Annotated in this window: 22 protein-coding genes and 6 tRNA genes; 11 read left to right on the top strand and 17 right to left on the bottom strand. The window is 63.4% G+C overall.

Going from position 1 to position 22,963, the window contains the following annotated elements; all coding sequences use genetic code 11:
- Position 1: 1 nt before the first annotated feature.
- The 3 genes from flgB to HU751_RS25060 all read right to left on the bottom strand — a co-directional run bounded on the left by flgB (position 2) and on the right by HU751_RS25060 (position 2,532).
- On the bottom strand, positions 2 to 409 hold the full coding sequence (gene flgB / locus HU751_RS25070) for a flagellar basal body rod protein FlgB (RefSeq protein ID WP_050706712.1): 408 nt from the start codon (positions 407 to 409) through the stop codon (positions 2 to 4).
- Between the two features lie 314 nt (positions 410 to 723).
- The gene (gene cheR, locus HU751_RS25065; protein WP_050706713.1) at positions 724 to 1,551 is read right to left on the bottom strand and encodes a protein-glutamate O-methyltransferase CheR; all 828 of its coding nucleotides are present in this window, start codon (positions 1,549 to 1,551) and stop codon (positions 724 to 726) included.
- 51 nt (positions 1,552 to 1,602) lie between these two features.
- On the bottom strand, positions 1,603 to 2,532 hold the full coding sequence (locus HU751_RS25060) for a chemotaxis protein CheV (RefSeq protein ID WP_050706714.1): 930 nt from the start codon (positions 2,530 to 2,532) through the stop codon (positions 1,603 to 1,605).
- 63 nt (positions 2,533 to 2,595) lie between these two features.
- On the opposite strand from HU751_RS25060, the gene flgA reads away from it, so the two are divergent.
- The 4 genes from flgA (at position 2,596) to HU751_RS25040 (ending at position 5,177) form a co-directional block, all read left to right on the top strand.
- Positions 2,596 to 3,345, top strand: a complete 750-nt coding sequence (gene flgA / locus HU751_RS25055; RefSeq protein WP_186735517.1) for a flagellar basal body P-ring formation chaperone FlgA — start codon at positions 2,596 to 2,598, stop codon at positions 3,343 to 3,345.
- Positions 3,346 to 3,522: 177 nt separating this feature from the next.
- Positions 3,523 to 3,837 (top strand): flagellar biosynthesis anti-sigma factor FlgM, encoded by a 315-nt coding sequence (gene flgM, locus HU751_RS25050; RefSeq protein ID WP_050706715.1) that lies wholly within the window; start codon positions 3,523 to 3,525, stop codon positions 3,835 to 3,837.
- Positions 3,838 to 3,884: 47 nt separating this feature from the next.
- Complete coding sequence (locus tag HU751_RS25045; RefSeq protein WP_186735519.1) at positions 3,885 to 4,352, top strand: flagella synthesis protein FlgN; 468 nt, start codon at positions 3,885 to 3,887, stop codon at positions 4,350 to 4,352.
- Positions 4,353 to 4,433: 81 nt separating this feature from the next.
- On the top strand, positions 4,434 to 5,177 hold the full coding sequence (locus HU751_RS25040) for a flagellar brake protein (protein WP_186735522.1): 744 nt from the start codon (positions 4,434 to 4,436) through the stop codon (positions 5,175 to 5,177).
- Positions 5,178 to 5,244: 67 nt separating this feature from the next.
- Here the strand turns inward: HU751_RS25040 and HU751_RS25035 are convergent, their stop codons facing one another.
- From HU751_RS25035 to bkdR, 3 genes are all read right to left on the bottom strand, one after another.
- Complete coding sequence (locus tag HU751_RS25035; protein WP_186714870.1) at positions 5,245 to 6,567, bottom strand: MFS transporter; 1,323 nt, start codon at positions 6,565 to 6,567, stop codon at positions 5,245 to 5,247.
- 129 nt (positions 6,568 to 6,696) lie between these two features.
- Positions 6,697 to 7,938, bottom strand: a complete 1,242-nt coding sequence (locus HU751_RS25030) for a glutamine synthetase family protein (protein WP_186735544.1) — start codon at positions 7,936 to 7,938, stop codon at positions 6,697 to 6,699.
- A 204-nt stretch (positions 7,939 to 8,142) separates the two neighbouring features.
- Positions 8,143 to 8,631 (bottom strand): Bkd operon transcriptional regulator BkdR, encoded by a 489-nt coding sequence (gene bkdR / locus HU751_RS25025; protein WP_028691050.1) that lies wholly within the window; start codon positions 8,629 to 8,631, stop codon positions 8,143 to 8,145.
- A 198-nt stretch (positions 8,632 to 8,829) separates the two neighbouring features.
- Here bkdR and HU751_RS25020 point away from each other — a divergent pair, with 198 nt between their 5' ends.
- From HU751_RS25020 to lpdA, 4 genes are read left to right on the top strand one after another with little or no spacing between them, the layout of a single operon-like run.
- A complete protein-coding gene (locus HU751_RS25020) occupies positions 8,830 to 10,062 on the top strand; it encodes a 3-methyl-2-oxobutanoate dehydrogenase (2-methylpropanoyl-transferring) subunit alpha (RefSeq protein WP_050706720.1) in 1,233 nt (410 codons plus the stop codon).
- 1 nt (position 10,063) lies between these two features.
- Positions 10,064 to 11,122 carry an alpha-ketoacid dehydrogenase subunit beta gene (locus HU751_RS25015; RefSeq protein ID WP_186714872.1) on the top strand — a complete coding sequence of 353 codons (1,059 nt, stop codon included), beginning with the start codon at positions 10,064 to 10,066 and terminating at the stop codon, positions 11,120 to 11,122.
- Positions 11,123 to 12,391 carry a dihydrolipoamide acetyltransferase family protein gene (locus tag HU751_RS25010; protein WP_186735524.1) on the top strand — a complete coding sequence of 423 codons (1,269 nt, stop codon included), beginning with the start codon at positions 11,123 to 11,125 and terminating at the stop codon, positions 12,389 to 12,391. It abuts the gene before it with no gap.
- Between the two features lie 2 nt (positions 12,392 to 12,393).
- Positions 12,394 to 13,773, top strand: coding sequence for a dihydrolipoyl dehydrogenase (gene lpdA, locus HU751_RS25005; RefSeq protein WP_186735526.1), 1,380 nt, complete (start codon positions 12,394 to 12,396; stop codon positions 13,771 to 13,773).
- 63 nt (positions 13,774 to 13,836) lie between these two features.
- On the opposite strand, the gene HU751_RS25000 is transcribed toward lpdA, so the two are convergent.
- Complete coding sequence (locus tag HU751_RS25000) at positions 13,837 to 14,835, bottom strand: diguanylate cyclase domain-containing protein (RefSeq protein ID WP_186735534.1); 999 nt, start codon at positions 14,833 to 14,835, stop codon at positions 13,837 to 13,839.
- A 219-nt stretch (positions 14,836 to 15,054) separates the two neighbouring features.
- Here HU751_RS25000 and HU751_RS24995 point away from each other — a divergent pair, with 219 nt between their 5' ends.
- Positions 15,055 to 15,597, top strand: a complete 543-nt coding sequence (locus HU751_RS24995; protein WP_186735536.1) for a hypothetical protein — start codon at positions 15,055 to 15,057, stop codon at positions 15,595 to 15,597.
- 175 nt (positions 15,598 to 15,772) lie between these two features.
- Here HU751_RS24995 and HU751_RS24990 read toward each other — a convergent pair whose 3' ends face one another.
- Complete coding sequence (locus HU751_RS24990) at positions 15,773 to 17,164, bottom strand: aminotransferase-like domain-containing protein (protein WP_186735538.1); 1,392 nt, start codon at positions 17,162 to 17,164, stop codon at positions 15,773 to 15,775.
- A 187-nt stretch (positions 17,165 to 17,351) separates the two neighbouring features.
- Between HU751_RS24990 and HU751_RS24985 the strand changes: the two genes are divergently transcribed.
- Positions 17,352 to 18,554, top strand: a complete 1,203-nt coding sequence (locus HU751_RS24985) for a benzoate/H(+) symporter BenE family transporter (RefSeq protein ID WP_186735540.1) — start codon at positions 17,352 to 17,354, stop codon at positions 18,552 to 18,554.
- A gap of 27 nt (positions 18,555 to 18,581) precedes the next feature.
- Here the strand turns inward: HU751_RS24985 and HU751_RS24980 are convergent.
- A tRNA-Arg gene (locus tag HU751_RS24980) sits at positions 18,582 to 18,658 on the bottom strand.
- Positions 18,659 to 18,732: 74 nt separating this feature from the next.
- Positions 18,733 to 19,356, bottom strand: coding sequence for a phosphonate metabolism protein/1,5-bisphosphokinase (PRPP-forming) PhnN (gene phnN, locus HU751_RS24975; protein ID WP_186735542.1), 624 nt, complete (start codon positions 19,354 to 19,356; stop codon positions 18,733 to 18,735).
- Positions 19,357 to 19,702: 346 nt separating this feature from the next.
- Between phnN and HU751_RS24970 the strand changes: the two genes are divergently transcribed.
- Positions 19,703 to 20,029 carry an Arc family DNA-binding protein gene (locus HU751_RS24970; RefSeq protein WP_003254499.1) on the top strand — a complete coding sequence of 109 codons (327 nt, stop codon included), beginning with the start codon at positions 19,703 to 19,705 and terminating at the stop codon, positions 20,027 to 20,029.
- Between the two features lie 110 nt (positions 20,030 to 20,139).
- Here the strand turns inward: HU751_RS24970 and mgtE are convergent, their stop codons facing one another.
- The 7 genes from mgtE to csrA all read right to left on the bottom strand — a co-directional run bounded on the left by mgtE (position 20,140) and on the right by csrA (position 22,903).
- Complete coding sequence (mgtE, locus tag HU751_RS24965) at positions 20,140 to 21,582, bottom strand: magnesium transporter (protein ID WP_050706728.1); 1,443 nt, start codon at positions 21,580 to 21,582, stop codon at positions 20,140 to 20,142.
- A gap of 398 nt (positions 21,583 to 21,980) precedes the next feature.
- A tRNA-Arg gene (locus tag HU751_RS24960) sits at positions 21,981 to 22,057 on the bottom strand.
- A 73-nt stretch (positions 22,058 to 22,130) separates the two neighbouring features.
- Positions 22,131 to 22,207: transfer RNA gene (locus tag HU751_RS24955), tRNA-Arg, on the bottom strand.
- A gap of 72 nt (positions 22,208 to 22,279) precedes the next feature.
- A tRNA-Arg gene (locus HU751_RS24950) sits at positions 22,280 to 22,356 on the bottom strand.
- Positions 22,357 to 22,426: 70 nt separating this feature from the next.
- A tRNA-Arg gene (locus tag HU751_RS24945) sits at positions 22,427 to 22,503 on the bottom strand.
- 48 nt (positions 22,504 to 22,551) lie between these two features.
- Positions 22,552 to 22,642, bottom strand: a tRNA-Ser gene (locus HU751_RS24940).
- Between the two features lie 72 nt (positions 22,643 to 22,714).
- Positions 22,715 to 22,903 (bottom strand): carbon storage regulator CsrA, encoded by a 189-nt coding sequence (csrA, locus tag HU751_RS24935; protein WP_003254503.1) that lies wholly within the window; start codon positions 22,901 to 22,903, stop codon positions 22,715 to 22,717.
- Between the last annotated feature and the right edge of the window lie 60 nt (positions 22,904 to 22,963).

Genomic DNA, 22,963 nt, shown 5'->3' with positions numbered 1-22,963 from the left:
GTCACTCTCCACGCAGGGCCGATACCAGCCCTTTGAATTTACTGTTGAGCAGGGTGAAGCTGGCCTGGAAGCCAACGGCGTTTTCCGCGTAGTTCGACTGCTCGATCTGCGCATCCACGGTGTTCTGGTCGATCGACGGCTGCATCGGCGTGCGGTACTGCAGGGTGTCGTCCATCATCGCCAGGCCTTCGGCCTCGATGTGGCGGCTGTTGGTGCGGTCCAGGGCGATGCGCCCCTTCTGCTGCTTGTCGGCCTCGGCGGCGAGCACCGACGAGAAGTCCATGTCACGCGCCTTGTAGTTGGGCGTGTCGGCGTTGGCGATGTTGTTGGCCAGCACCTCGGCACGCTGGGCGCGGAAGCCCAATGCCTTTTCGTGGATGCCAAGCGCCTTGTCGAAGCTGATGCTCATATCGGGGAAACCTTCAAAGGTTGACCAGAGTTTCGTTGGCTTAGGCTTTAGCAAGGGCTGTGCCAATCATCAAAACCCTTGTAAACAGGGGGTCAGCCGATCAGATGAGCGATGTCGATGCCAGAAAAGCGGCAAGGCGCTTCCGCTTCGGGCGCATCAAGCGGCAATTGCCAGGCGGCAAAAGCGGCAAAACAAAAAATTGACGTCAAGGGCGACCCCCCCCCCCGACCGGCAACCTCGGGCTCAGGACCACGTCCTGACAACAGGAACAAAAAGGCCGGTGTCGCGAGACACCGGCCTTGTTTTGCCTGGCCTTACTTGGCCTGGTAAATGATCCCCGGACTGCACTGGACCATCTGGTAATGGTCAGGCAGCCCGTTGAGCGCCTCGGACGCCCCCAGGAACAGATAGCCACCGGGCTTGAGGGTGCCGTGAATGCGCATGAGGATGTCCTTCTTGACCTGGGCCGAGAAGTAGATCAGCACGTTGCGGCAGAACACGATGTCGAACTTGCCCAGCGGCGCATAGCTGTCGAGCAGGTTGTACGAACGGAACTCGACGCGGCTGCGGATCGGCGACTTGATCGCCCAGCGCCCCGGGCCCTTTGGGTCGAAGTAGCGCTGCAGGCGCTCCTGCGACAAGCCGCGGGCAATGGCCAGGCTATCGTACTCGCCGGTCTTGCAGTTGTTGAGCATGGCGCCCGACAGGTCGGTGGCGACGATCTGCGCCCCCATCTTCAGCTGGCCGAGGTTGGTGCGCTCGAACTCGTCGATCGACATCGAGATCGAGTACGGCTCCTGACCGGACGAACAGGCCGCCGACCAGATGCGCAGGCGCTGGCCCGGGTTGTTCTTGATGAACTCCGGGATCACCTTGCTCTTGAGCACCTCGAACGGGTAGGTGTCGCGAAACCACAGCGTCTCGTTGGTGGTCATGGCATCGACCACCTGCTCGCGCAGACCACTGCGTGGCTGGGTCTGGATGCGCTGTACCAGTTCGCCCAGCGACTTGATGCCCTGTTGCTCCATCAGCTTGTTGAGACGGCTGGAGACCAGGTACTGCTTATTCTCGCCCAGCAGGATGCCACAGGCTTTCTCCAGGAAGACCCGGAACTGTTCGAAATCCAAATTACCCGTAGACAATGCTGCCGCCTCTTCTTAAATCGCTAGCGCCGGGGACGGGCCCCGGCCGTTTCAATGACTTGCCTTGATCCGATCGACCACGCGCTGGGCGAGGTCATCCGGCCTGAACTTGGCCAGGAAGTCATCGGCACCGACTTTCTTGACCATCGCCTGGTTGAATACCCCGGACAGCGAAGTATGCAGGCAGATGTGCAGCTTTTGCATGCGCGGATCGCTGCGGATCTCCGCCGTGAGGGTATAGCCGTCCATTTCCGGCATTTCAATATCCGAGATCATCATGAGGAACTCTTCCTCCGGACGCTTGCCCTCGTCCACCAGCTTGCGCAGGTAATCCAGGGCCTGGCGACCGTCGTTGAGCGCCACCACCTCGACCCCCACGGTCTGCAGGCAACGGCTCACCTGCTTGCGTGCCACCGACGAGTCATCGACCGTCAGCACCCGCAGCATCACTGCCTTGTCCTGCACTTCGGCATCGATCACGCCATCGGACACCGACTCGGACGACGGCGCCACCTCGGCCAGCACCTTCTCCACATCGATGATCTCGACCATGCGGTTGTCGACCCGGGTCACGGCTGTCAGGTAGTGATCGCGTCCGGTACCCTTGGGTGGCGGATGGATCTCTTCCCAGTTCATGTTGACGATGCGCTCGACCGAATGCACCAGGAAGCCCTGGGTCTTGGTGTTGTACTCGGTGATGATCACGAAACTGTTGCGCGTTTCTTCCTTCAACTGCGGAAGGCCGGTGGCCATCGACAGGTCCAGGATCGGGATGGTCGCCCCCCGAATGTTGGCCACGCCGCGCACCACCGGATGGGACCTGGGCAGCAGCGTCAGGTCCGGGCACTGCAGCACCTCCCGCACCTTGAACACATTGATGCCGTAGAGCTGATCGCCATTGAGGCGAAACAACAGCAGCTCCAGGCGATTCTGCCCCACCAGTTGCGTGCGCTGGTTGACCGAATCCATCACTCCAGCCATGCCAGACTCCTTCAACGATTGCCTATGTACCGAATCGGCACGGGCTTTGCTTTTTTGAACGCCATGTACACGAAAACGACAAATTTCCGACGACTGACGCGCCTGTTGACCGGCTCACTGGCCGCCCTGTGCCTGCTGGCACCCGGCATTCGTACGCTGGCGGACTCTTTTACCTTGCCTGAACAGCTTATCGGTGTCACTCAGGGGTTTCTTGAGTTCACCGTAGAGGATTATCTGGCGACGACTCAAACCCCGGGCCGCTACGAAATCCAGGTCAACACCCTGGACCCGCGCTTGCGCATGCCCCAGTGCAGCCAGCAGCTGGACGCCTCGCTGGAAGGTTCGACGCCCCTGGGACGGGTCACGGTACGGGTCCGCTGCGACGGCACCGCGCCCTGGACGGTATTCGTCCCCGCCCAGGTGCGCCTGATGCGCGACGTGGTGGTCATGACTCGCCCCCTGAAACGTGAAAGCGTGGTGGGTGAAGGCGATGTGGCCCTGCGCGAACGCGATGTGGGCACCCTCGGCGTCGGCTACCTGACCCAGCTAGACCAGGCCGTGGGCTTGAAGCTGTTGCGACCCACGGTGCTCGACCAGGTGCTGACGCAACAGCACCTGGAGCAGGCCGATGTGGTGCGCAAGGGTGATCACGTGGTGATCATCGCCCGCAGCGGCAGCCTGAGCGTACGCATGCCCGGCGAGGCCCTGGACAAAGGTGGCCTGCAGACGCAGATCCGGGTACGCAACCTGAATTCAAAACGCGTGGTCAAGGCCCGCGTCACGGGCCCGGGGCAGGTCGAGGTGGCCATGTAGGGCTGCACTGCGTCGGGATAGTGACGCAACGCTGGCGATGTGGAACCGCGCCCCCTAAACTGTGTCACAGATCGGGTTGCGCACGTGTGCCGAGAGGCGGTGATGCATTCACGCCTAAAGTTTTGCTCGGGTAGGCCGAAAGCAAGGCATGCGTCCTAATTCCCAGGGGTTCTGAACATGGTCATCGACTTCAGTCGTCTCAACAATTCTCCGTCCGTCACGGGCGGCGTTCGCGGCAATGCCGCGCCGGGCAACGCCGACAAATCCGGCGAGGCCAGCGCAGCACCCAAGCACGCCAGTGCCAGCGGAGAAGCGGTACACCTGAGCCCAGAGGCCCAGCAATTGCAGAAGATCAGCGACAAGCTGCGCGATCAGCCGACCGTCAACAGCGCCCGCGTGGCCGAGTTGAAACAGGCCATCGCAGATGGCAGCTACAAGGTCGATGCCGACCGGGTCGCCAGCAAACTGCTTGATTTCGAAGCCCAGCGCTGACCTCCAGGGGCGCTGACTTCAAGGACGCAAAACGCCAAGAGTTAGCCATGCACGACATCACCCTGCTGCAACTGATCGAAGACGACATCGCGCCGACCCAGGAACTGCTCGACCTTCTGCAAAAGGAGGCAGTTTCCCTGCATGGCCGGGAAATCATGGCGCTGGAGCATATCCTTGCGCGCAAGCAGTCGCTGGTCGTGCTGCTCGAGCAGCAGGGACAACGGCGCAACCAGTTGCTCATCGATCTCGGCCTCAGCGCCGACCGCGCGGGCGTGCAGGCGGTGGCCGACCAGTCGCCCAACGGCGAACTCATCATGCAGCAGCTCAATGAGCTCACCCAGCTGATGGATGCCTGCCAGAAGGTCAACGAGAACAATGGCCGGATCATCCAGATGCAGCAGTACGCCACGGCCAACCAGATCAGAATCCTCATGGGCGGCGACTCTCCGTCGCTCTATGACAGCCGCGGCGCCACCTCGCCAATGGACAAGCCCAGGGCCATCGGCCAAGTCTGATTGACCCTGATCAAGGCACGGAACATACTGGCATAATGCCGTTACTTGCGTGTGCCGTATTTGCCTGGAGATTGATTACCCGTGTTCAATGAATCCGATGCTCCCCAGCCACCAAAGGTGCTGACCACCCCTTTGGAGATCACGGCGAACTTGCGCCAGCTGCTGGAGAGCCACGACCCGCTGATCATCAGCTTCCATGAGCGCAGCCAGCGGTTTCAGAGCTACGTGGTGCATGTCGACCGGGACAGCGGCGTCCTGGCGCTGGATGAAATGATCCCCCGCGACGGCGAGAAGTACATCGAGAACGGCGAACCGTTCCGTGTCGAAGGCTTCCATGACGGTGTGCGCATCGCCTGGGAATCCAACACCGCACTGACCATCGGCGAGATCGACGGCAACCGCTGCTACCGTGGCCCGCTGCCCGAGGAAGTGACTTACCACCAGCGCCGCAACGCCTTCCGCGCCGCGCTGAAGCTGTCGCAACTGGTCGACATCGTCCTCGATGGCGCCCACCTCAAGGGCAATGGCGCCCTGCGTGGCAAGCTGCTGGACATCTCCGCCACCGGCTGCAAGCTGCGTTTCGACGGCAACGTCGAGGACCGCCTGCAACTGGGCCAGGTCTATGAACGCTTCAAGGCCAGCACCCCACTGGGGCTGACCGACACCCTGGTCGAACTGCGCCACCTGCACTTCGAGGAACGCATCAACACCACCTTCGCCGGGGTGCGCTTCCATAACCTCAACGGTCAGGCACAGCGCAAGATCGAGAGTTTCGTCTATCAGCTGCAGCGCGAAGCGCGTCGGTTCGACAAAGACGACTATTGAGCGTCGCCAGGACATGAAAACGCCACCCCATGGGTGGCGTTTTTCATTCAGGCCCAACACCAACAGGCTAGGATTTGCTCACCTCGCCTTCGCGCTCCGCGCCGGCCTCCTCTTCGGTATCCTCCGCCGCCACCGGTGCCTGCATCACCTCCTGCACGGTCTGCTCGTCCACCCGTGGATCAAGGGCCGCCGACAAGGGCGAGCCCGCCGCCGGCATGGCCACGTGCCCCAGCGGCGCATCCTGGACCTGGTGCAACCCGGTGACCGCCTTGGGCCGAATGCGCCAGACCAGCACCAGGGCGAAGAACACGAAGAAGGCGTACAGCATTTGTGCGCCTAGCAGCTTCATCAGCACCCCCGCCGCCAGCGGCCCGATACAGGCGCCCACGCCATAGGTGACCAGCAGCATGGCCGTCAACGAGACCCGCCGCTCGCTTTCCACATGGTCGTTGGAAAACGCCACTGCCAGCGGATACAGGCAGAACTGCAGCAGCGATATGACGAAACCGATACCGAACAACAGCGCCAACGGCACGCCTGGCAGGATCGCCAGCGGTGCCGAGGCCAGTGCCAGACCGATCGCCACGCTGCGGATCAGCACGGCGCGATCATAGCGGTCGGACAACCAGCCCAGCGGCCACTGCACCAGCAGGCCGGCAAAAATACAACTGCCCATGAACAGACCGATCTGCTCGGTGGACAGCCCCTGGCTGGACGCATACAGCGGCGCCAGGCCATAGAACGAACCGACGATCAGGCCCGAGCCAAGCACCGTGGACAGCGACTGCGGCACGCGCTTGATGAAGAACTTCGGCTCCATCGGCGCCGGCCGCAACGGCGCGGGGTGGATGCGCCGGGTCATGGCCACCGGCACCAGGCACAGGGCAAAGCACATCGCCACCAGCATCAGCAACTCAGGCCCCAGCTGCGGATGCACCACCAGGATCAACTGGCCAAGCACCAGCCCAAGATACGAGGCGATCATGTAGCCGCTGAACACCGCGCCACGATGCTTGGCATCGGCCTGCTCGTTGAGCCAGCTCTCGATGACCATGTACTGGCACATCATCCCCAGGCCGACGATCATGCGCAGCCCGATCCACACCGGCAGCCAGCTGGTCAGCCCGTGCCCGAGCACCGCCGCGCCGACGATGCCGGCGCAGGTGGCATAGGCGCGAATATGCCCGACCCGGCCGATCAGCCGGTGCCCGACCTTGCCGCCCACCGCCAGGCCGAAGTAGTTGGCCGCCATCAGCGCACCGATCCACAGGCTGTCGACATGGTCGGCGGCCAGGCGCAGGGCCAGGTAGGTACTGAGCAGGCCTGAACCGATCAGCATCATCAGGGCGGCGAAGTACAACGACTGAAACGGCTTCCAGATATTTCGCATACGTCCCGTCAAGCTCCTTGATCTGGTGGCGCGGGTTGCTGCCAAGCATAAAAGCAAATCCACCGCGGCGCAGGCCCCCGACGGCGAAATCAGTCGCCGGGGGCGCATCCAGTAGCGGTCGTGTCGCGCTCAGGCTTGCGCAGCCAACACGCGGCGCTCCCAGGGCGTGATCTCATCGAAGAAATCGCTCAGCTCCAGGGTCTTGGTAGCGATGTAGCCTTCGATGAACTCACTGCCGAACAGTTCCCGCGCCAGGTTGCTGCGCTTGAGGCGCTCCAGCGCGGCGTGCAGGGTGCAAGGCAGGCTCAGGTGCTCGGGCACCTCGAACTCGCCCTGGATCGCCGGCGTCGGCGCAAGCTGCCGCTCGATGCCATGCAGGCCGGCGGCAAGGCTCGCGGCGATGGCCAGGTAGGGGTTGGCGTCGGCACCCGGCAGGCGGTTCTCCACCCGCCGCGCCGCAGGTGAGCTGGCCGGGATGCGCAGGCCCGCGGCGCGGTTGTCCTCGGACCAGCAGGCATTGTTCGGCGACGCGTAGGGGTGGCACAGGCGCTGGTAGGAATTGACGTTCGGCGCGAACAGCACGGTGAAGTCGGCCATGCAGGCCTGCAGGCCACCGATGAAATGGTGGAAGGTGTCGGTCGCCCTGCCCTGCTCGTCGCTGAACACGTTGCGCCCGCTGGCGCTGTCGACCAGGCTCTGGTGGATATGCATGGAGCTGCCAGGGGTGCGCGCCAGCGGCTTGGCCATGCACACAACGGTCAGGCCATGCTTGAGCGCGACCTCCTTGAGCAGGTGCTTGAACAGGAAGGTCTGGTCGGCCAGCAGCAAGGGATCGCCGTGCAGCAGGTTGATCTCGAACTGGCTGACGCCCATCTCGTGCATGAAGGTGTCGCGCGGCAGGCCCAGTGCCGCCATGCAGCGGTACACCTCGTTGAAGAACGGGCGCAGGCCGTTGTTGGAGCTGACACTGAAGGCCGAGTGGCCCATTTCCCGGCGTCCGTCCTTGCCCAGCGGCGGCTGGAACGGCTGGCTCGGGTCGCTGTTGGCGGCGAAGACGAAGAACTCCAGTTCCGTCGCCACCACCGGCGCCAGCCCACGCTCGGCGTAGCGGGCGATCACCGCCTTGAGCTGGCCACGGCTGGACAACCCCGAGGGCGTGCCATCGAGCTCCACCGCGTCGCAGATGGCCAGTGCCCGAGGCTCGTCGCTCCAGGGCAGGCGGTGGATCTGCGAAGGCTCGGCCACCAACGCCAGGTCGCCGTCGTCACTGCCGTAGTACTTGGCCGCCGGGTAGCCGCCCATGATGCACTGCAGCAGGACGCCGCGGGCCATCTGCAGGCGGCGGCCTTCGAGGAAGCCCTCGGCGGTCATCACCTTGCCGCGGGGCACGCCGTTGAGGTCGGGGGTGACACACTCGATTTCATCGATGCCCTTGAGGAACGCTGCCTGGTTGCTCGGGCCTTCGGTCGTCATGACGCTGTCCTTCTTGTTGTGTTCGCATGCCGGGAATGGCGACGCACACAACATAGGCCGGGGGTGTTTAAAATATCAAGCACCCCAGGCACCACGCCCGGATCATTGCTCACGCAACGTCATGCCATTGGCCGGCAACGGCAGCGCAGTCTTGTAGCGCACCTGTTTCAAGGCAAAGCTGGAGCGAATGTTCGCCACCCCGGGCAAGCGCGTGAGGTAATCGAGGAAGCGCTCCAGTGCCTGGATGCTCGGCAGCAGCACCCGCAGCAGGTAATCCGGATCCCCGGTCATCAGGTAGCACTCCATCACCTCCGGGCGCTCGGCAATCTCCTCCTCGAAGCGATGCAGCGACTGCTCGACCTGCTTCTCCAGGCTGACGTGGATGAACACATTCACATCCAGCCCCAGCGCCTCGGGCGACAGCAGCGTGACCTGCTGGCGGATCACCCCCAGCTCCTCCATGGCCTTGACCCGGTTGAAGCACGGCGTGGGCGACAGGTTGACCGAGCGCGCCAGCTCCGCGTTGGTGATGCGGGCGTTTTCCTGCAGGCTGTTGAGGATGCCGATATCCGTTCGATCCAGTTTACGCATGAGAGAAATTGACCTGGTTTTTGTGTTTGTACGGAATGTTTATCTGCGCCGCCGGACAAAGGCAATGAACTTGAGAGAAAAATTCTCCTGCCGTCCCCCTATGATGTAAAAAGACGCTGACCTGCCAGTCACGAGCCGGCAGTCAGCAGCGGCCGCTTCAAAGCTCACAAAAACAACATTCGAGCGAGCGTAAAAAGCATGAACGAGTACGCCCCCCTGCGTCTGCATGTGCCCGAGCCTACAGGCCGGCCAGGCTGCCAGACCGATTTCTCCTACCTGCGCCTGAACGACGCCGGTCAAGTCCGTAAACCCCCTATCGATGTGGAGCCTGCCGACACGGCGGACCTCTCCTACAGCCTCGTGCGCGTGCTCAACGAGCATGGCGACGCCGTCGGCCCCTGGGCCGAGGGCATCGAGCCGCAGGTACTGCGCCAGGGCATGCGCGCCATGCTCAAGACGCGCATCTTCGACAGCCGCATGGTGGTCGCCCAGCGCCAGAAGAAGATGTCCTTCTACATGCAGAGCCTGGGCGAGGAAGCCATCGGCAGCGGCCAGGCCCTGGCCCTGAACCGCAGCGACATGTGCTTCCCCACCTACCGCCAGCAGAGCATCCTGATGGCCCGCGAGGTGTCGCTGGTGGACATGATCTGCCAGCTGCTGTCCAACACCCGTGACCCGCTCAAGGGCCGCCAGCTGCCGATCATGTACTCGGTGCGCGAAGCCGGCTTCTTCACCATCAGCGGCAACCTGGCGACCCAGTTCGTCCAGGCGGTCGGCTGGGCCATGGCCTCGGCGATCAAGGGCGATACCAAGATTGCCTCGGCATGGATCGGTGACGGCGCCACCGCCGAGTCCGACTTCCACACCGCCCTGACCTTCGCCCACGTCTACCGCGCCCCGGTGATCCTCAACGTGGTCAACAACCAGTGGGCGATCTCGACCTTCCAGGCCATCGCCGGTGGCGAGTCGACCACCTTCGCCGGTCGTGGCGTGGGTTGCGGCATCGCTTCGCTGCGGGTCGACGGCAACGATTTCATCGCTGTCTACGCCGCCTCGCGCTGGGCCGCCGAACGCGCCCGCCGTGGCCTGGGCCCGACGCTGATCGAGTGGGTCACCTACCGTGCCGGTCCGCACTCGACCTCGGACGACCCGTCCAAGTACCGCCCGGCCGACGACTGGAGCCACTTCCCGCTGGGCGACCCGATCGCCCGCCTCAAGCAGCACCTGATCAAGCTCGGCCACTGGTCCGAGGAAGAGCACCAGGCGGTCACCGCCGAGCTCGAGGCCGAGGTGATCAAGGCGCAGAAGGACGCCGAGCAGTTCGGCACCCTGAGCAATGGCCATATCCCCAGCGCTGCCTCTATGTTCGAGGACGTGTACAAGGAAATGCCCGACCACCTGCGCCGTCAGCGCCAGGAACTGGGGGTCTGAGATGAACGATCACAACAACAGCATCCATCTGGAAAACGCCATGTCCACCACCACCATGACCATGATCCAGGCCCTGCGCTCGGCCATGGATGTCATGCTCGAGCGCGATGACAACGTGGTGGTCTATGGCCAGGACGTTGGCTACTTCGGCGGCGTGTTCCGCTGCACCGAAGGTCTGCAGACCAAGTACGGCAAGTCCCGCGTGTTCGACGCGCCGATCTCCGAGAGCGGCATCGTCGGCACCGCCGTGGGCATGGGCGCCTATGGCCTGCGCCCGGTGGTCGAGATCCAGTTCGCCGACTACTTCTACCCCGCTTCCGACCAGATCGTCTCGGAGATGGCCCGCCTGCGCTATCGCTCGGCCGGCGAGTTCATCTCGCCGCTGACCCTGCGCATGCCCTGCGGCGGCGGCATCTACGGCGGCCAGACCCACAGCCAGAGCCCCGAGGCGATGTTCACCCAGGTCTGCGGCCTGCGCACCGTGATGCCGTCCAACCCATACGACGCCAAGGGGCTGCTGATCGCCTCGATCGAATGCGATGACCCGGTGATCTTCCTCGAGCCCAAGCGCCTGTACAACGGCCCGTTCGACGGCCACCACGACCGCCCGGTAACCCCGTGGTCCAAGCACCCGCACAGCGCCGTGCCTGATGGCTACTACAGCGTGCCGCTGGACAAGGCGGTGATCACCCGCCCGGGCAACGACGTCACCGTGCTGACCTACGGCACCACCGTGTATGTCTCGCAGGTGGCCGCCGAGGAGAGCGGCGTCGACGCCGAAGTCATCGACCTGCGCAGCCTGTGGCCGCTGGACCTGGAGACCATCGTCGCGTCGGTGAAAAAGACCGGTCGCTGCGTGGTCGTGCACGAGGCCACCCGTACCTGTGGCTTCGGCGCCGAACTGGTGTCGCTGGTCCAGGAGCACTGCTTCCATCACCTCGAGGCGCCCATCGAGCGCGTCACCGGCTGGGACACCCCCTACCCCCACGCACAGGAATGGGCCTATTTCCCCGGCCCTTCGCGGGTAGGCGCGGCACTGAAACGGGTCATGGAGGTCTGAATGGGCACGCACGTCATCAAGATGCCGGATATCGGTGAAGGCATCGCGCAAGTCGAGTTGGTGGAATGGTTCGTCAAGGTCGGCGATGTGATCGCCGAGGACCAGGTGGTGGCCGATGTCATGACCGACAAGGCCACCGTGGAAATCCCTTCGCCGGTCAGCGGCAAGGTGCTGGCCCTGGGCGGCCAGCCCGGTGAGGTGATGGCGGTCGGCAGCGAGCTGATCCGCATCGAGGTCGAAGGCAGCGGCAACCATGTCGATGTGCCCCAGGCCAAGCCGGCGGAGCCGGAACCTGCGCCGGTCAAGGCCGTGGCCCAACCCGAGCCACGCCTCGAAGCACAACTCCAGGTTGCCGCGACCCACGCCGCCGCGCCTATCGTGCCGCGCGAAGCCCACGACAAGCCACTGGCCTCCCCGGCCGTGCGCAAGCGCGCCCTGGACGCCGGGATCGAGTTGCGCTACGTGCATGGCAGCGGCCCGGCCGGGCGCATCCTGCATGAAGACCTCGACGCCTTCATCAGCAAACCGCAGACCGGCGCCGGTCAGGCACCAGGGGGCTACGGCAAGCGCACAGACAGCGAGCAGGTACCGGTGATCGGCCTGCGCCGCAAGATTGCCCAGCGCATGCAGGACGCCAAGCGCCGCGTCGCCCACTTCAGCTACGTCGAGGAAATCGACGTCACCAACCTGGAAGCCTTGCGCCAGCAACTCAACGCCAAGTACGGCGACAGCCGCGGCAAGCTGACCCTGCTGCCGTTCCTGGTGCGCGCCATGGTCGTCGCCCTGCGCGACTTCCCGCAGATCAACGCCACCTACGACGACGAAGCCCAGGTCATCACCCGTCACGGCGCGGTACACGTCGGCATTGCCACCCAGGGTGACAACGGCCTGATGGTGCCGGTACTGCGTCACGCCGAGGCCGGCAACCTGTGGAGCAATGCCGGCGAGATCGCCCGCGTGGCCCACGCCGCGCGCAACAACAAGGCCACTCGCGAGGAGCTTTCCGGCTCGACCATCACCCTGACCAGCCTCGGCGCGCTGGGCGGCATCGTCAGCACCCCGGTGGTCAACACACCGGAAGTGGCGATCGTCGGCGTCAACCGCATGGTCGAACGGCCGGTGGTGATCGACGGCCAGATCGTCGTGCGCAAGATGATGAACCTGTCCAGCTCGTTCGACCATCGCGTGGTCGACGGCATGGATGCCGCCCTGTTCATCCAGGCCGTGCGCGGCCTGCTGGAACAGCCCGCCTGCCTGTTCGTGGAGTGATCATGCAAGAGCTCATCAACACCACCCTGCTGATCATCGGCGGCGGCCCCGGCGGCTACGTGGCCGCCATCCGCGCCGGGCAGCTGGGCATCCCCACCGTGCTGGTCGAAGGCCAGGCCCTGGGCGGCACCTGCCTGAACATCGGCTGCATTCCCTCGAAGGCGCTGATCCATGTGGCCGAGCAGTTCCACCAGGCCAGCCGCTACACCGAGCCTTCGCCGCTGGGCATCAGCGTGGCCTCGCCGCGCCTGGACATCAGCCGCAGCGTCGAGTGGAAGGACGGCATCGTCGACCGCCTCACCAGCGGCGTCGCCGCCCTGCTGAAAAAGCACGGCGTGAAGGTGATCCATGGCTGGGCAAAGATCCTCGACGGCAAGAGCGTCGAGGTCGACGGTCAGCGCATCCAGTGCGAGCACCTGCTGCTGGCCACCGGCTCGAACAGCGTCGAACTGCCGATGCTGCCGATCGGCGGGCCGATCATCTCGTCCACCGAGGCCTTGGCGCCCAAGGCGCTGCCCCAGCACCTGGTGGTGGTTGGTGGCGGCTACATCGGCCTGGAACTGGGTATCGCCTACCGCAAGCTCGGCGCCAAGGTCAGCGTGGTGGAAGCCCGCGAACGCATACTGCCGACCTACGACGCGGAGCTCACCGCGCCGGTGGCCGACTCGATCAGGAAACTCGGCATCGCCTTGTACCTGGGCCACAGTGTCGAAGGCTATGCCGACGGCTGCCTGTTGGCCAGCGACGGCCAGGGTGGCCAGCTGCGCCTGGAGGCTGACCAGGTGCTGGTGGCCGTGGGCCGCCGCCCACGCACCAAGGGCTTCGGCCTGGAAAGCCTGGACCTGAAGATGAACGGCGCGGCCATCGCCATCGACGAGCGCTGCCAGACCAGCATGCGCAACGTCTGGGCCATCGGCGACGTGGCCGGAGAGCCGATGCTGGCGCACCGGGCCATGGCCCAGGGCGAGATGGTCGCCGAGATCATCGCCGGCAAGAGCCGACGCTTCGAACCCAGCGCAATCGCCGCGGTGTGCTTCACCGATCCGGAAGTGGTGGTGGTCGGCCAGACTCCGGAACAAGCCAGCCAGCAGGGCGTGGACTGCATCGTCGCGCAGTTCCCCTTCGCCGCCAACGGCCGGGCCATGAGCCTGGAATCGAAGACCGGCTTCGTGCGCGTGGTGGCCCGCCGTGACAACCACCTGATCCTCGGCTGGCAGGCCGTGGGCGTGGCGGTGTCGGAACTGTCCACCGCCTTCGCCCAGTCGCTGGAGATGGGCGCTCGCCTGGAAGACATCGCCGGCACCATCCACGCCCACCCGACCCTGGGCGAGGCGGTGCAGGAAGCGGCGCTGCGCGCCCTGGGCCACGCCCTGCACATCTGACCTGACACTGAAGCGGCAATCGCCGATTTGGCCCGCTGCGCCCCTGGCGCCGCGGGTCTTTTTTCATTCGGCGACAGCGTTCTTGCCGGCTGCCTTGGCCCGGTACAGCGCCTTGTCGGCACGGGCCAGAAGCCCCTGACGGTCCTCCCCTTCCCGCCACTGCACCACGCCATAGCTCATGGTCAGCTGGCACTGGCCAATCGGCGCCACTTCGGCCAAGGCCCCCTGAATCCGCTGCGCCGCTTCGCGTGCCTGTTCCTGCGAGGTCCGTGGCAAGACCACCACGAATTCATCGCCGCCCCAGCGTGCCAACAAGTCCTGCTCTCCCAGACACTGGCGGATCCGCTCGGTGACCTCGACCAACGCCGCATCGCCACGGGCATGGCCGTGCAGGTCGTTGATCGGCTTGAAGTCGTCCAGGTCCATGGCGATCAACGCCAGCGGTTCACGGAAGCGCCGGGCACGCTCGCACGCCTGCTCCAGGGTCTTTTCCAGGCGATAGCGATTGGCGGTACGGGTCAGGGCGTCGCGCTCGGCCAACTCGCGATTCTCGTCGAGCTGGCGCTGCAACTGCTGGTTGACCCACGACAGTTCGCGGGTGCGCTCGGCCACCAGGCCTTCCAGGGACAGGTTGCGCTGCTCGAGCTCCGCTACCAGGCGCTTGCCCGCGTCGATATTGCGGTGGGCGCCGAGCATGCGCGCCACCGAACCGTCGGCGTTGCGGGCGATGACATGGCCGCTGTCCTCGATCCACAGGTAGCTGCCATCCTGGCAGCGGCAACGGTACTCGATGAGATAACGCTCGTTGCGCTGGTTGATGTAAGCCTCGAAATGCGCCATCACCCGTGGGTAATCCTCGGGGTGAATCACGCTTTCCCAGGTCAGCACGGAATTGTCCAGCGAATGGCTGGCGTAGCCCAGCATCGCGTACCAGCCCGGATTGCGGTAGACATAGCCGTTGTTGGCATCCCAGTCCCAGATACCGTCGCTGATCAGATCGAACAAGGTGTGCAATTGCTGCTCGCTGAAGCCAGCCGGTAACGGCTTTGTTGCCTGACTCATGGACGCGCTCCCTGTTGTCCAGCAACTGCGCCCCGCACCCGGTGCTGCCGACACATGCTTGTATTTGCCGCAAGCGGCAATCCTGTTCCTCTGCCGGCCAAGCATATTCCGAGCAACAGGCTGTCGGAATAGTCCTAACGGCCTATTTCGCCCCGGTGCCCCTGCTGGCACAGCTTTTGCCCCTTTCGTCGTGTCTTCAGATCCGTCCAAGGAGGAATCATGTTTATTACCGCGAACGGCCTGGGTTGGCAGGCCGTGCAACAACAACAGCGCACCGGCAACGATCAGTCCGCGGCCTCGCTGGTCCCGTTCCAACAGGTCATCGCCAGCGGCAAGGCTTCGGCGCAACAGGACAGCCAAGGCAGCACGTCCGAGCAGCAGGCCGAAGACAACCGCAAGGAAGCCTTCGCCAAGCTGATGGTCATGTTGCAGAACCCGGACGCGGCAAAACGTGAGCAGGTCAGCGTAGGCAAACAGGAAGGCACCGGCGCCTTGCAGGAATTTCGCGACTACATGGCCAAGTCACCAGCGGAGAAGATCAAGGAAAAGCTGCTCGCGGAGCTTGGCCTGACCGAGGAGGAATACGACGCCCTACCGCCAGAAAGGAAAATGATAATCGATCAACAGATCGCCCAACGCATGCAGGAAGAGGCCGAGATGAAGACCCAGGCCAAGCTCGAGCAGCAGGCGCAGCGCGCCCAGGGCAGCCTGACCTCGGCGGATGACCGCGACATCGAGCGAAAGTATACCGCCGAGCTCTAGTGTCCTGTCTCGGAAATAAGCTGTTCACTTTTGGCGGCGTCTTGGGCGCCCGGCCTGCGTTGTCACTCCTCGCCATAGCCCTGCTATGACTCGTCGCGGCGCCTTGCCCGAACACCCAAGCCACTCGCCAAAAGAGAACGTATTTCCGAGACAGGACACTAGCGCCGGGCATACGTCAGTAAAAGCGCTTCGGATCCCCTGACTCGAGCAGGCTGGCCAGCTGGGTCAGGGCGAAGCGCAACTCCTCCCGACTGGTCGGCGACATCAGCACGACCCGCACGCCACGTGGATCACCCGTGCGCTCCACCTGGAACTGGCTGGCACTCATGACCACCACGCCATTGGCCCGCGCCAGCAGGGCGAACTCGTCGCTGCGCCACGGCTCGGGCAGGTTGAGCCAGAGGTGATAGCTGTGCGGCTGGCTCTGCAGCGACGCACTGCCGAAGACGTCACGGGCGATGGCCTGACGTGCCGCCGCCTCGGCGCGGTGCATGCGGATCAACTGGCTGTCCAACCCTTCGCCGATCACATGGCTGGCCAGTTGCGCGGTCAACGGCGAAGGCATCCACACCGTGCTGCGCACCATGGCGGTCAGGCGTGACAGCAGCTTCGGCGGGCTATACAGGTAGCCGATGCGCAGCGCCGGCATGACCGACTTGGACAGGCTGGTGAGGTAGATCGAACGCTCCGGGGCGAAGGTCGCCAGCGGCCGGATCTGCGGGTCGGAGGCGAGGAAGCCGTAGATGTCATCGTCCAGCAACAGGAAATCGAACTCCTCCGCCAGCGCCGCGATCTGGGCGCGGCGCTCGTTGGACATGATCGCCGTGGTCGGGTTCTGGCAGGTCGCCACGCACACCAGCATGGCGGGCCGCTCGCGCTGGCAGATCTCGCGCAAGGCCTCGGGGAGGATGCCCTGCTCGTCCATCGGTACGCCATGCAGACGGCGGCCCAGGCCATGGGCCACGGAAATGATGCCCGGATAGCACAGCGACTCGCACAGCACCAGGTCGCCCGCCCCGGTCAGGGCACTGATCGCCACCATCAACCCATGCTGGGCGCCACTGGTGATGACCAGCTGCTGCCACTGCGCACCCGGCAGCCACTGCCGCAACCATTGCGCGCCCGCCTCGCGATGCGCCGGATGGCCGCCGTCGGGGGCGTAGTCCAGCACCTGCTCCAGCCGTGAGGTATTGGCCAGCTCGGTCAAGGCGTTGCGCAACCAGTACTGCAGGGTTTCGCCGTAGGGCTTGATGATCGACAGGTCGAGTGCTTCGCCGCGGGCTGCAGGTGCAGCTCGGGCGACCACGGGGGCCTCGCCCGTCTCGGCGATCCGGTCGAGGACGTAGGTGCCACGCCCCACCTCGCCCTGGGTCAGGCCACGGCGCGACGCCTCGGTGTAGGCGCGACTGATGGTGCCTGGCGTGACATCCAGCGCCTGCGCCAGTTCGCGCAGCGTCGGCAAGCGCTCGCCACGCCGTAGCGCGCCGCTGGCGATATCGTGCGCCAGCGCATCGGCAATGGACAGGTAGACAGGCTGATTGCTTTCGCTGATCCGTGGAACCCACATGAGACGGCTACCGGGCTGAAAATGATTGAAATTTGAACACACAGGCCAACTTGAGTCGATCCTCCGAGCGATTCAAGTTGTAAGCATCACCCGCGTGGGAGCTGCACCACTTGAATTCAGGTCTCGTTACCGTATAGATTCAATTTGAATCGACTCAATCGAATCAATCAACTCACCTGGACTCGCCATGGACAACCTCAGAAAGGATTTTTCCCTCTCCGCCCTGGTCGCCGGCCTGATCGCCGTGATCATCTCCTACGCAGGCCCCTTGATCATCGTGTTCCAGGCCGCTGACCAGGCAGGCCTGGACAGCGCCGCGACCGCCTCTTGGATCTGGGCCATCTCCATCGGCAGCGGCCTGACCGGCCTGCTGCTGAGCTGGAAACTGCGGGTGCCGGTGATCACCGCCTGGTCCACGCCCGGCGCGGCGCTACTGGTGTCGATGCTACCGAGTGTGTCACTGGCCCAGGCGGTGGGCGCCTACATCGTCGCCTCGCTGCTGATTGCCGTGATCGCCCTGAGCGGCGCTTTCGACAAGCTGATGAATCGCCTGCCCAAGGCCATTGCCGCGGCGATGCTGGCCGGCATCCTGTTCCGCTTCGGCGCCGAGCTGTTCAGCTCGATCCGCCTGCAGCCCGTGCTGGTACTGTCGATGCTGGCGAGCTACCTGCTGTTCAAGCGCTTGTCGCCGCGCTACGCGATTCTTTCGGTGCTGATCGTCGGTTGCGGCCTCGCTGCCGGCCTGGGCCAGCTGGACACCCAGGCCCTGGTGCTGGAAATGACCGTCCCGACCTGGACCAGCCCGCAGTGGAGTTGGCAGGCCATCGTCAATATCGCCCTGCCCCTGGCCCTGGTGTCACTCACCGGCCAGTCGGTGCCCGGTATCGCGGTGCTGCGCACCTCCGGCTACCAGGTACCGGCACGCCCGATCGTCTCGGTCACCGCCCTGGGTTCGCTGCTGCTGGCGCCGTTCGGCTGCCACGGCGTCAACCTGGCGGCGATCACCGCCGCCATCTGCACCGGCCGCGAGGCCCACGAGAACCCGGATAAGCGCTATATCGCCGGCATGGCCTGCGGCGTCTTCTACCTGCTGATGGGCAGCTTCGGCGCCACGCTGGCCTCGGTGTTCGCCGCCCTGCCGAGGGAACTGATCGCCGCCCTCGCCGGCCTGGCACTGTTCGGTGCCATTGCCAACGGCCTGGCGGGCGCCATGAGTGACGAAAAACAGCGGGAGCCAGCGCTGATCACCTTCCTGGTCACCGCATCGGGCATGAGCCTGCTCGGTCTTGGCGCCGCGTTCTGGGGGCTGATCTTCGGGCTGGCGGCACACTTCGCCCTGAGCTACAGCCGCACGACGCGGCAGCCGCAGGCAAGCGCTCAGGTTCGTTGAACGAAGACAAGGGGAATGGGGGGGAAATGGCGTCCCAGGGCAGGTTCGAACTGCCAACCTTCCCCTTAGGAGGGGGATGCTCTATCCAATTGAGCTACTGAGACACTGGAGCCGACAACAGACGCTGTGCGGCGGGGACGGCGAGCATGTTAACCAGCGTGTGGGCATTTGTCATGTATCAATCGGGCATTTTGCACGTCGGCTTTTTCCCCGCCGCGTCGGCGATCACGCCTTCGCTGCGCAACAGCGCGAGCAACGCCTCGACCGCGCTGGCCAGCGAAGCGGAGTTGTCCACGACATGCACGCCGGGATCATAGGCCTGCAACCTGAAGTTGCGGGCCAGGCGCTGCTCGATCTCTTCATTGCTCTCCCGCCCCCTGGCCAGCAATCGCTGCCGTAGCGCTTGCTGGGAAACCGTCAGCCCCACGGCCACCAGGTCGGGATAGCGCTGCCGGGCGTTGGCCAGGTAGGCACGCGAACCATTGACCAGCACCGACCGCCCTGCGGCGAGCCACGCGTCCAACTGTGCGGGGATGCCATAGCTCAGGCCATTCGCCTGCCAGTCCAGGGAAAACGCCCCCGCCTCGCGCATCGCCTCGAAGCGCTCGACACTCACTCCGAGCGCGGCTTCGCCCTTGGCCTCGGCCGAGCGCGTGATGACCCGTCGGGCGATTTCGACGCCCTGGGCGAACAATCGCTCACGCGCCGCATCGATCAGGGAATCTTTTCCCGAACCCGACGGTCCCATGAGGAATATCAGGCGCCCCCTTGAGGCCGCCCCACCGCTTGCGTCATATTGCATAGCCACTATGCTCAATGTATGGGAAACCAGCGCATTCCAGGATTTTCCCCAGGCCTTTACCGTCTTTTACCAGATTTTGACGGCATTTGTCTGACGCCGGTGCAATTCGATGAATGTGAAACTTTTCAAACCAGTGCTCATTTCTGATAATTGGTACTGGCAAAAAGCCTTTATCGAGATCACTATTTGTCACAGAATTGACGCCAAGGAAACGGCGACCCTGAGGCAAGATGAAGAACCAAAATCAAATCACGGTTGAACATTTTGTCGTCGCCGCGGTCGTACTTCCACCGTGCGGCCAATTTGCGAACCGCTCCCCCTGAACCAGAACAACCGGTCAATTTATATGCGCCCAATGAAACAGGCTATCTATTCGAGCCGCACCGCTGACAAGTTTGTCGTCCGCCTGCCAGACGGGATGCGTGAGCGCATTGCCGAGGTAGCGCGCAACCACCACCGCAGCATGAACTCCGAAATCATCGCCCGCCTGGAGCAGAGCCTTATCCAGGAAGGTGCCCTGGGTGATGAACTGAGCATGCGCCTGGACAGCCCAGAGCTCAGCCTCCACGAACGTGAACTGCTGCAGCGCTTCCGCCAGCTGTCCCACCGCCAGCAGAATGCGCTGGTCGCCCTCATCGCTCACGATGTGGAAATGGCCGCCGACGCGTCCTGATCCAGCCCGGGACATCGCCCACAAAAAAGCCAGCGCAAGCTGGCTTTTTTGCATCTGGTGATTGCGATGGGGTAACACACGCCCCTGTAGGAGCGCCCTGAACCCAACCCTTACAGCAGGAACAGCGTGGCCAGGCCGAGGAAGATAAAGAACCCGCCGCTGTCGGTGACCGCCGTAATCATCACACTCGACCCCATCGCCGGATCACGCCCCAGGCGCGTCAGCGTCATCGGGATCAGCACCCCCATCAAGGCAGCCAGCAACAGGTTAAGGGTCATTGCCGCAGTCATTACCAGGCCCAGCGACCAGCTGCCATAGAGCCAGAACGCCACGACACCGATCACGCCACCCCAGATCAGGCCATTGAGCAGCGACACCGCCAGTTCCTTGCGCATCAGGCGGCTGGTATTGCCCGGCGACACCTGGTCGAGGGCCATGGCGCGCACGATCATGGTGATGGTCTGGTTACCCGAGTTGCCGCCGATACCCGCCACGATCGGCATCAGCGCCGCCAGCGCCACCAGCTTCTCGATGGAGCCTTCGAACAGACCGATCACCCGCGAGGCGACGAATGCGGTGATCAGGTTGATGGCCAGCCAAGCCCAACGGTTGCGCAGCGAGCGCCAGACCGAGGCGAAGATGTCTTCCTCCTCGCGCAGACCGGCCATGTTGAGCACTTCGCTCTCGCTCTCTTCACGAATCAGGTCGACCATTTCATCGATGGTCAGACGGCCGATCAGGCGCTCGTTCTTGTCCACCACGGGGGCAGAAACCAGGTCGTAGCGCTCGAAGGCCAGGGCGGCGTCGTAGGCATCTTCCTCGGGGTGGAAGGTCACCGGGTCATTGGCCATGACCTCCGCGACTTTCTTGTCCGGGTCATTGACCAGCAACCGCTTGATCGGCAGCACACCTTTGAGAATGCCATCGTAATCGACGACGAACAGCTTGTCGGTGTGCCCTGGCAGCTCCTTGAGCCGGCGCAGGTAACGCAATACCACCTCGAGACTGACGTCTTCGCGGATGGTGACCATCTCGAAGTCCATCAGCGCGCCGACTTGCTCTTCGTCATAGCTCAGAGCCGAGCGCACACGCTCGCGCTGCTGGGCATCGAGGCTTTCCATGAGCTCGTGCACGACGTCGCGGGGCAGCTCCGGCGCCAGGTCGGCGAGTTCGTCGGCGTCCATCTCCTTGGCGGCGGCCAGCAGCTCGTGATCGTCCATGTCGGCGATCAGGGTCTGGCGCACGGCATCGGAGACTTCGAGCAGGATGTCGCCGTCGCGATCCGAGCGCACCAACTGCCAGACCGTCAGGCGGTCGTCCAGCGGCAAGGCTTCGAGGATATAGGCGATGTCGGCGGGGTGCAGATCGTCGAGCTTGCGCTGCAGTTCGACAAGGTTCTGGCGGTGGACGAGGTTTTCCACCAGGTCATGGTGATGACCTTCCTGACGGTGCGTCAGGTCCTCGACCACCCGCTGGCGCTGCAGCAGTTCAATCACCTGGGCCAGGCGATCCTGCAGGCTGTCTTGGGCTTTCTTTACTTCGATTTCGGTCATAGGCGAACTCCACTCCCAGCAGCGGAGCACGCCGGGAGAATCAATCGGTCAGATCTGGCTGTATGAAGCGTGTTAGCGAGTAACTACTGGGTAAGTCCATGGTGGGATTCCACAAGCCCCGGCGGGGCTGACGGGCGCAATCATACACTGTGTAAGCTGTCGGATCGCTTAAATTTTTGGCCAGAACAATCGTTTGCGCGCTAAAGCTGTGACAACGCTCGAAGCCATCAGTGCGACGGTCGCTCTGGCGTGAAAAGCACATTGGTCGTGTGCCGGTTCGATTTGCAGCGCCGATTCCTTTCGGGAGCCTCTACAGAACAGCGTAGATGGACATCCGTGACAATTCAGCGCGCCAGAAAAACAAAAAGCCCGCTCTAATGAGCGGGCTTCTTGATGTATGGCGGACTCAGCAGGATTCGAACCTGCGACCGCTCGGTTCGTAGCCGAGTACTCTATCCAGCTGAGCTATGAGTCCGTGGTCGGTAGTTTTAGACCAGATTACCACTGGCTTGTTGAAGCGTCTTTGCAAGCAGAGCCACTTCAAAAAGTGGCGGACTCAGCAGGATTCGAACCTGCGACCGCTCGGTTCGTAGCCGAGTACTCTATCCAGCTGAGCTATGAGTCCGTGGTTGGTAGTTTTAGGCCAGATTACCACTGGCTTGTTGAAGTGCCTTTGCAAGCAAAACCACTTCAAAAGTGGCGGACTCAGCAGGATTCGAACCTGCGACCGCTCGGTTCGTAGCCGAGTACTCTATCCAGCTGAGCTATGAGTCCGTGGGGTAGTTTTAGACCAGATTACCACTGGTGGATTGAAGCAGCCTTGCAGGCAAAGCCACTTCAAAAGTGGCGGACTCAGGAGGATTCGAACCTCCGACCGCTCGGTTCGTAGCCGAGTACTCTATCCAGCTGAGCTATGAGTCCGTGTCTTGCTGTGCCATTCGGATCGCTTTAAGCGCTCCAGGCAAATAATGGCGGTGAAGGGGGGATTCGAACCCCCGATACCCTTATGAGGTATACTCCCTTAGCAGGGGAGCGCCTTCGGCCACTCGGCCACCTCACCGCAACACGAGGCGAATATTAAACACACCCTTCCTCGTTTGCAACCCTTTTTTTGAAAAAAACTTCAAAAAAATTAAAGGCTTGGCTCCTCGTCCTTCTCTTTCTTGATCCGCAGGTAGATTTCCTCGCGGTGAACAGCCACTTCCTTGGGCGCGCTAACGCCAATACGCACCTGGTTGCCTTTGACACCCAGGACCGTCACGGTGATCTCACCGTCACCAATGATCAGGCTCTCGGCGCACCGACGAGTCAGAATCAGCATAGTTTTCTCCTCACATGAATCTTCAGGGACAACAGTCTTTGAAAGCAGGGCCTTGGCCGG

Origin of the sequence: Pseudomonas peradeniyensis, from assembly GCF_014268935.2 — a bacterium.
GTDB lineage: Bacteria > Pseudomonadota > Gammaproteobacteria > Pseudomonadales > Pseudomonadaceae > Aquipseudomonas > Aquipseudomonas peradeniyensis.
Note: the sequence above shows the minus strand (reverse complement) of the source record. Positions and strands in the feature narration are given on the sequence as shown.

Coding starts and splice junctions, on each gene's coding strand:
- flgB (WP_050706712.1), bottom strand. CDS start 409: ATGAGCATCAGCTTCGACAAGGCGCTTGGCATCCACGAAAAGGCATTG.
- HU751_RS25060 (WP_050706714.1), bottom strand. CDS start 2,532: ATGGCTGGAGTGATGGATTCGGTCAACCAGCGCACGCAACTGGTGGGG.
- flgA (WP_186735517.1), top strand. CDS start 2,596: ATGTACACGAAAACGACAAATTTCCGACGACTGACGCGCCTGTTGACC.
- flgM (WP_050706715.1), top strand. CDS start 3,523: ATGGTCATCGACTTCAGTCGTCTCAACAATTCTCCGTCCGTCACGGGC.
- HU751_RS25045 (WP_186735519.1), top strand. CDS start 3,885: ATGCACGACATCACCCTGCTGCAACTGATCGAAGACGACATCGCGCCG.
- HU751_RS25035 (WP_186714870.1), bottom strand. CDS start 6,567: ATGCGAAATATCTGGAAGCCGTTTCAGTCGTTGTACTTCGCCGCCCTG.
- HU751_RS25030 (WP_186735544.1), bottom strand. CDS start 7,938: ATGACCGCCGAGGGCTTCCTCGAAGGCCGCCGCCTGCAGATGGCCCGC.
- bkdR (WP_028691050.1), bottom strand. CDS start 8,631: ATGCGTAAACTGGATCGAACGGATATCGGCATCCTCAACAGCCTGCAG.
- HU751_RS25020 (WP_050706720.1), top strand. CDS start 8,830: ATGAACGAGTACGCCCCCCTGCGTCTGCATGTGCCCGAGCCTACAGGC.
- HU751_RS25015 (WP_186714872.1), top strand. CDS start 10,064: ATGAACGATCACAACAACAGCATCCATCTGGAAAACGCCATGTCCACC.
- HU751_RS25010 (WP_186735524.1), top strand. CDS start 11,123: ATGGGCACGCACGTCATCAAGATGCCGGATATCGGTGAAGGCATCGCG.
- lpdA (WP_186735526.1), top strand. CDS start 12,394: ATGCAAGAGCTCATCAACACCACCCTGCTGATCATCGGCGGCGGCCCC.
- HU751_RS25000 (WP_186735534.1), bottom strand. CDS start 14,835: ATGAGTCAGGCAACAAAGCCGTTACCGGCTGGCTTCAGCGAGCAGCAA.
- HU751_RS24995 (WP_186735536.1), top strand. CDS start 15,055: ATGTTTATTACCGCGAACGGCCTGGGTTGGCAGGCCGTGCAACAACAA.
- HU751_RS24990 (WP_186735538.1), bottom strand. CDS start 17,164: ATGTGGGTTCCACGGATCAGCGAAAGCAATCAGCCTGTCTACCTGTCC.
- HU751_RS24985 (WP_186735540.1), top strand. CDS start 17,352: ATGGACAACCTCAGAAAGGATTTTTCCCTCTCCGCCCTGGTCGCCGGC.
- phnN (WP_186735542.1), bottom strand. CDS start 19,356: ATGCAATATGACGCAAGCGGTGGGGCGGCCTCAAGGGGGCGCCTGATA.
- HU751_RS24970 (WP_003254499.1), top strand. CDS start 19,703: ATGCGCCCAATGAAACAGGCTATCTATTCGAGCCGCACCGCTGACAAG.
- mgtE (WP_050706728.1), bottom strand. CDS start 21,582: ATGACCGAAATCGAAGTAAAGAAAGCCCAAGACAGCCTGCAGGATCGC.
- csrA (WP_003254503.1), bottom strand. CDS start 22,903: ATGCTGATTCTGACTCGTCGGTGCGCCGAGAGCCTGATCATTGGTGAC.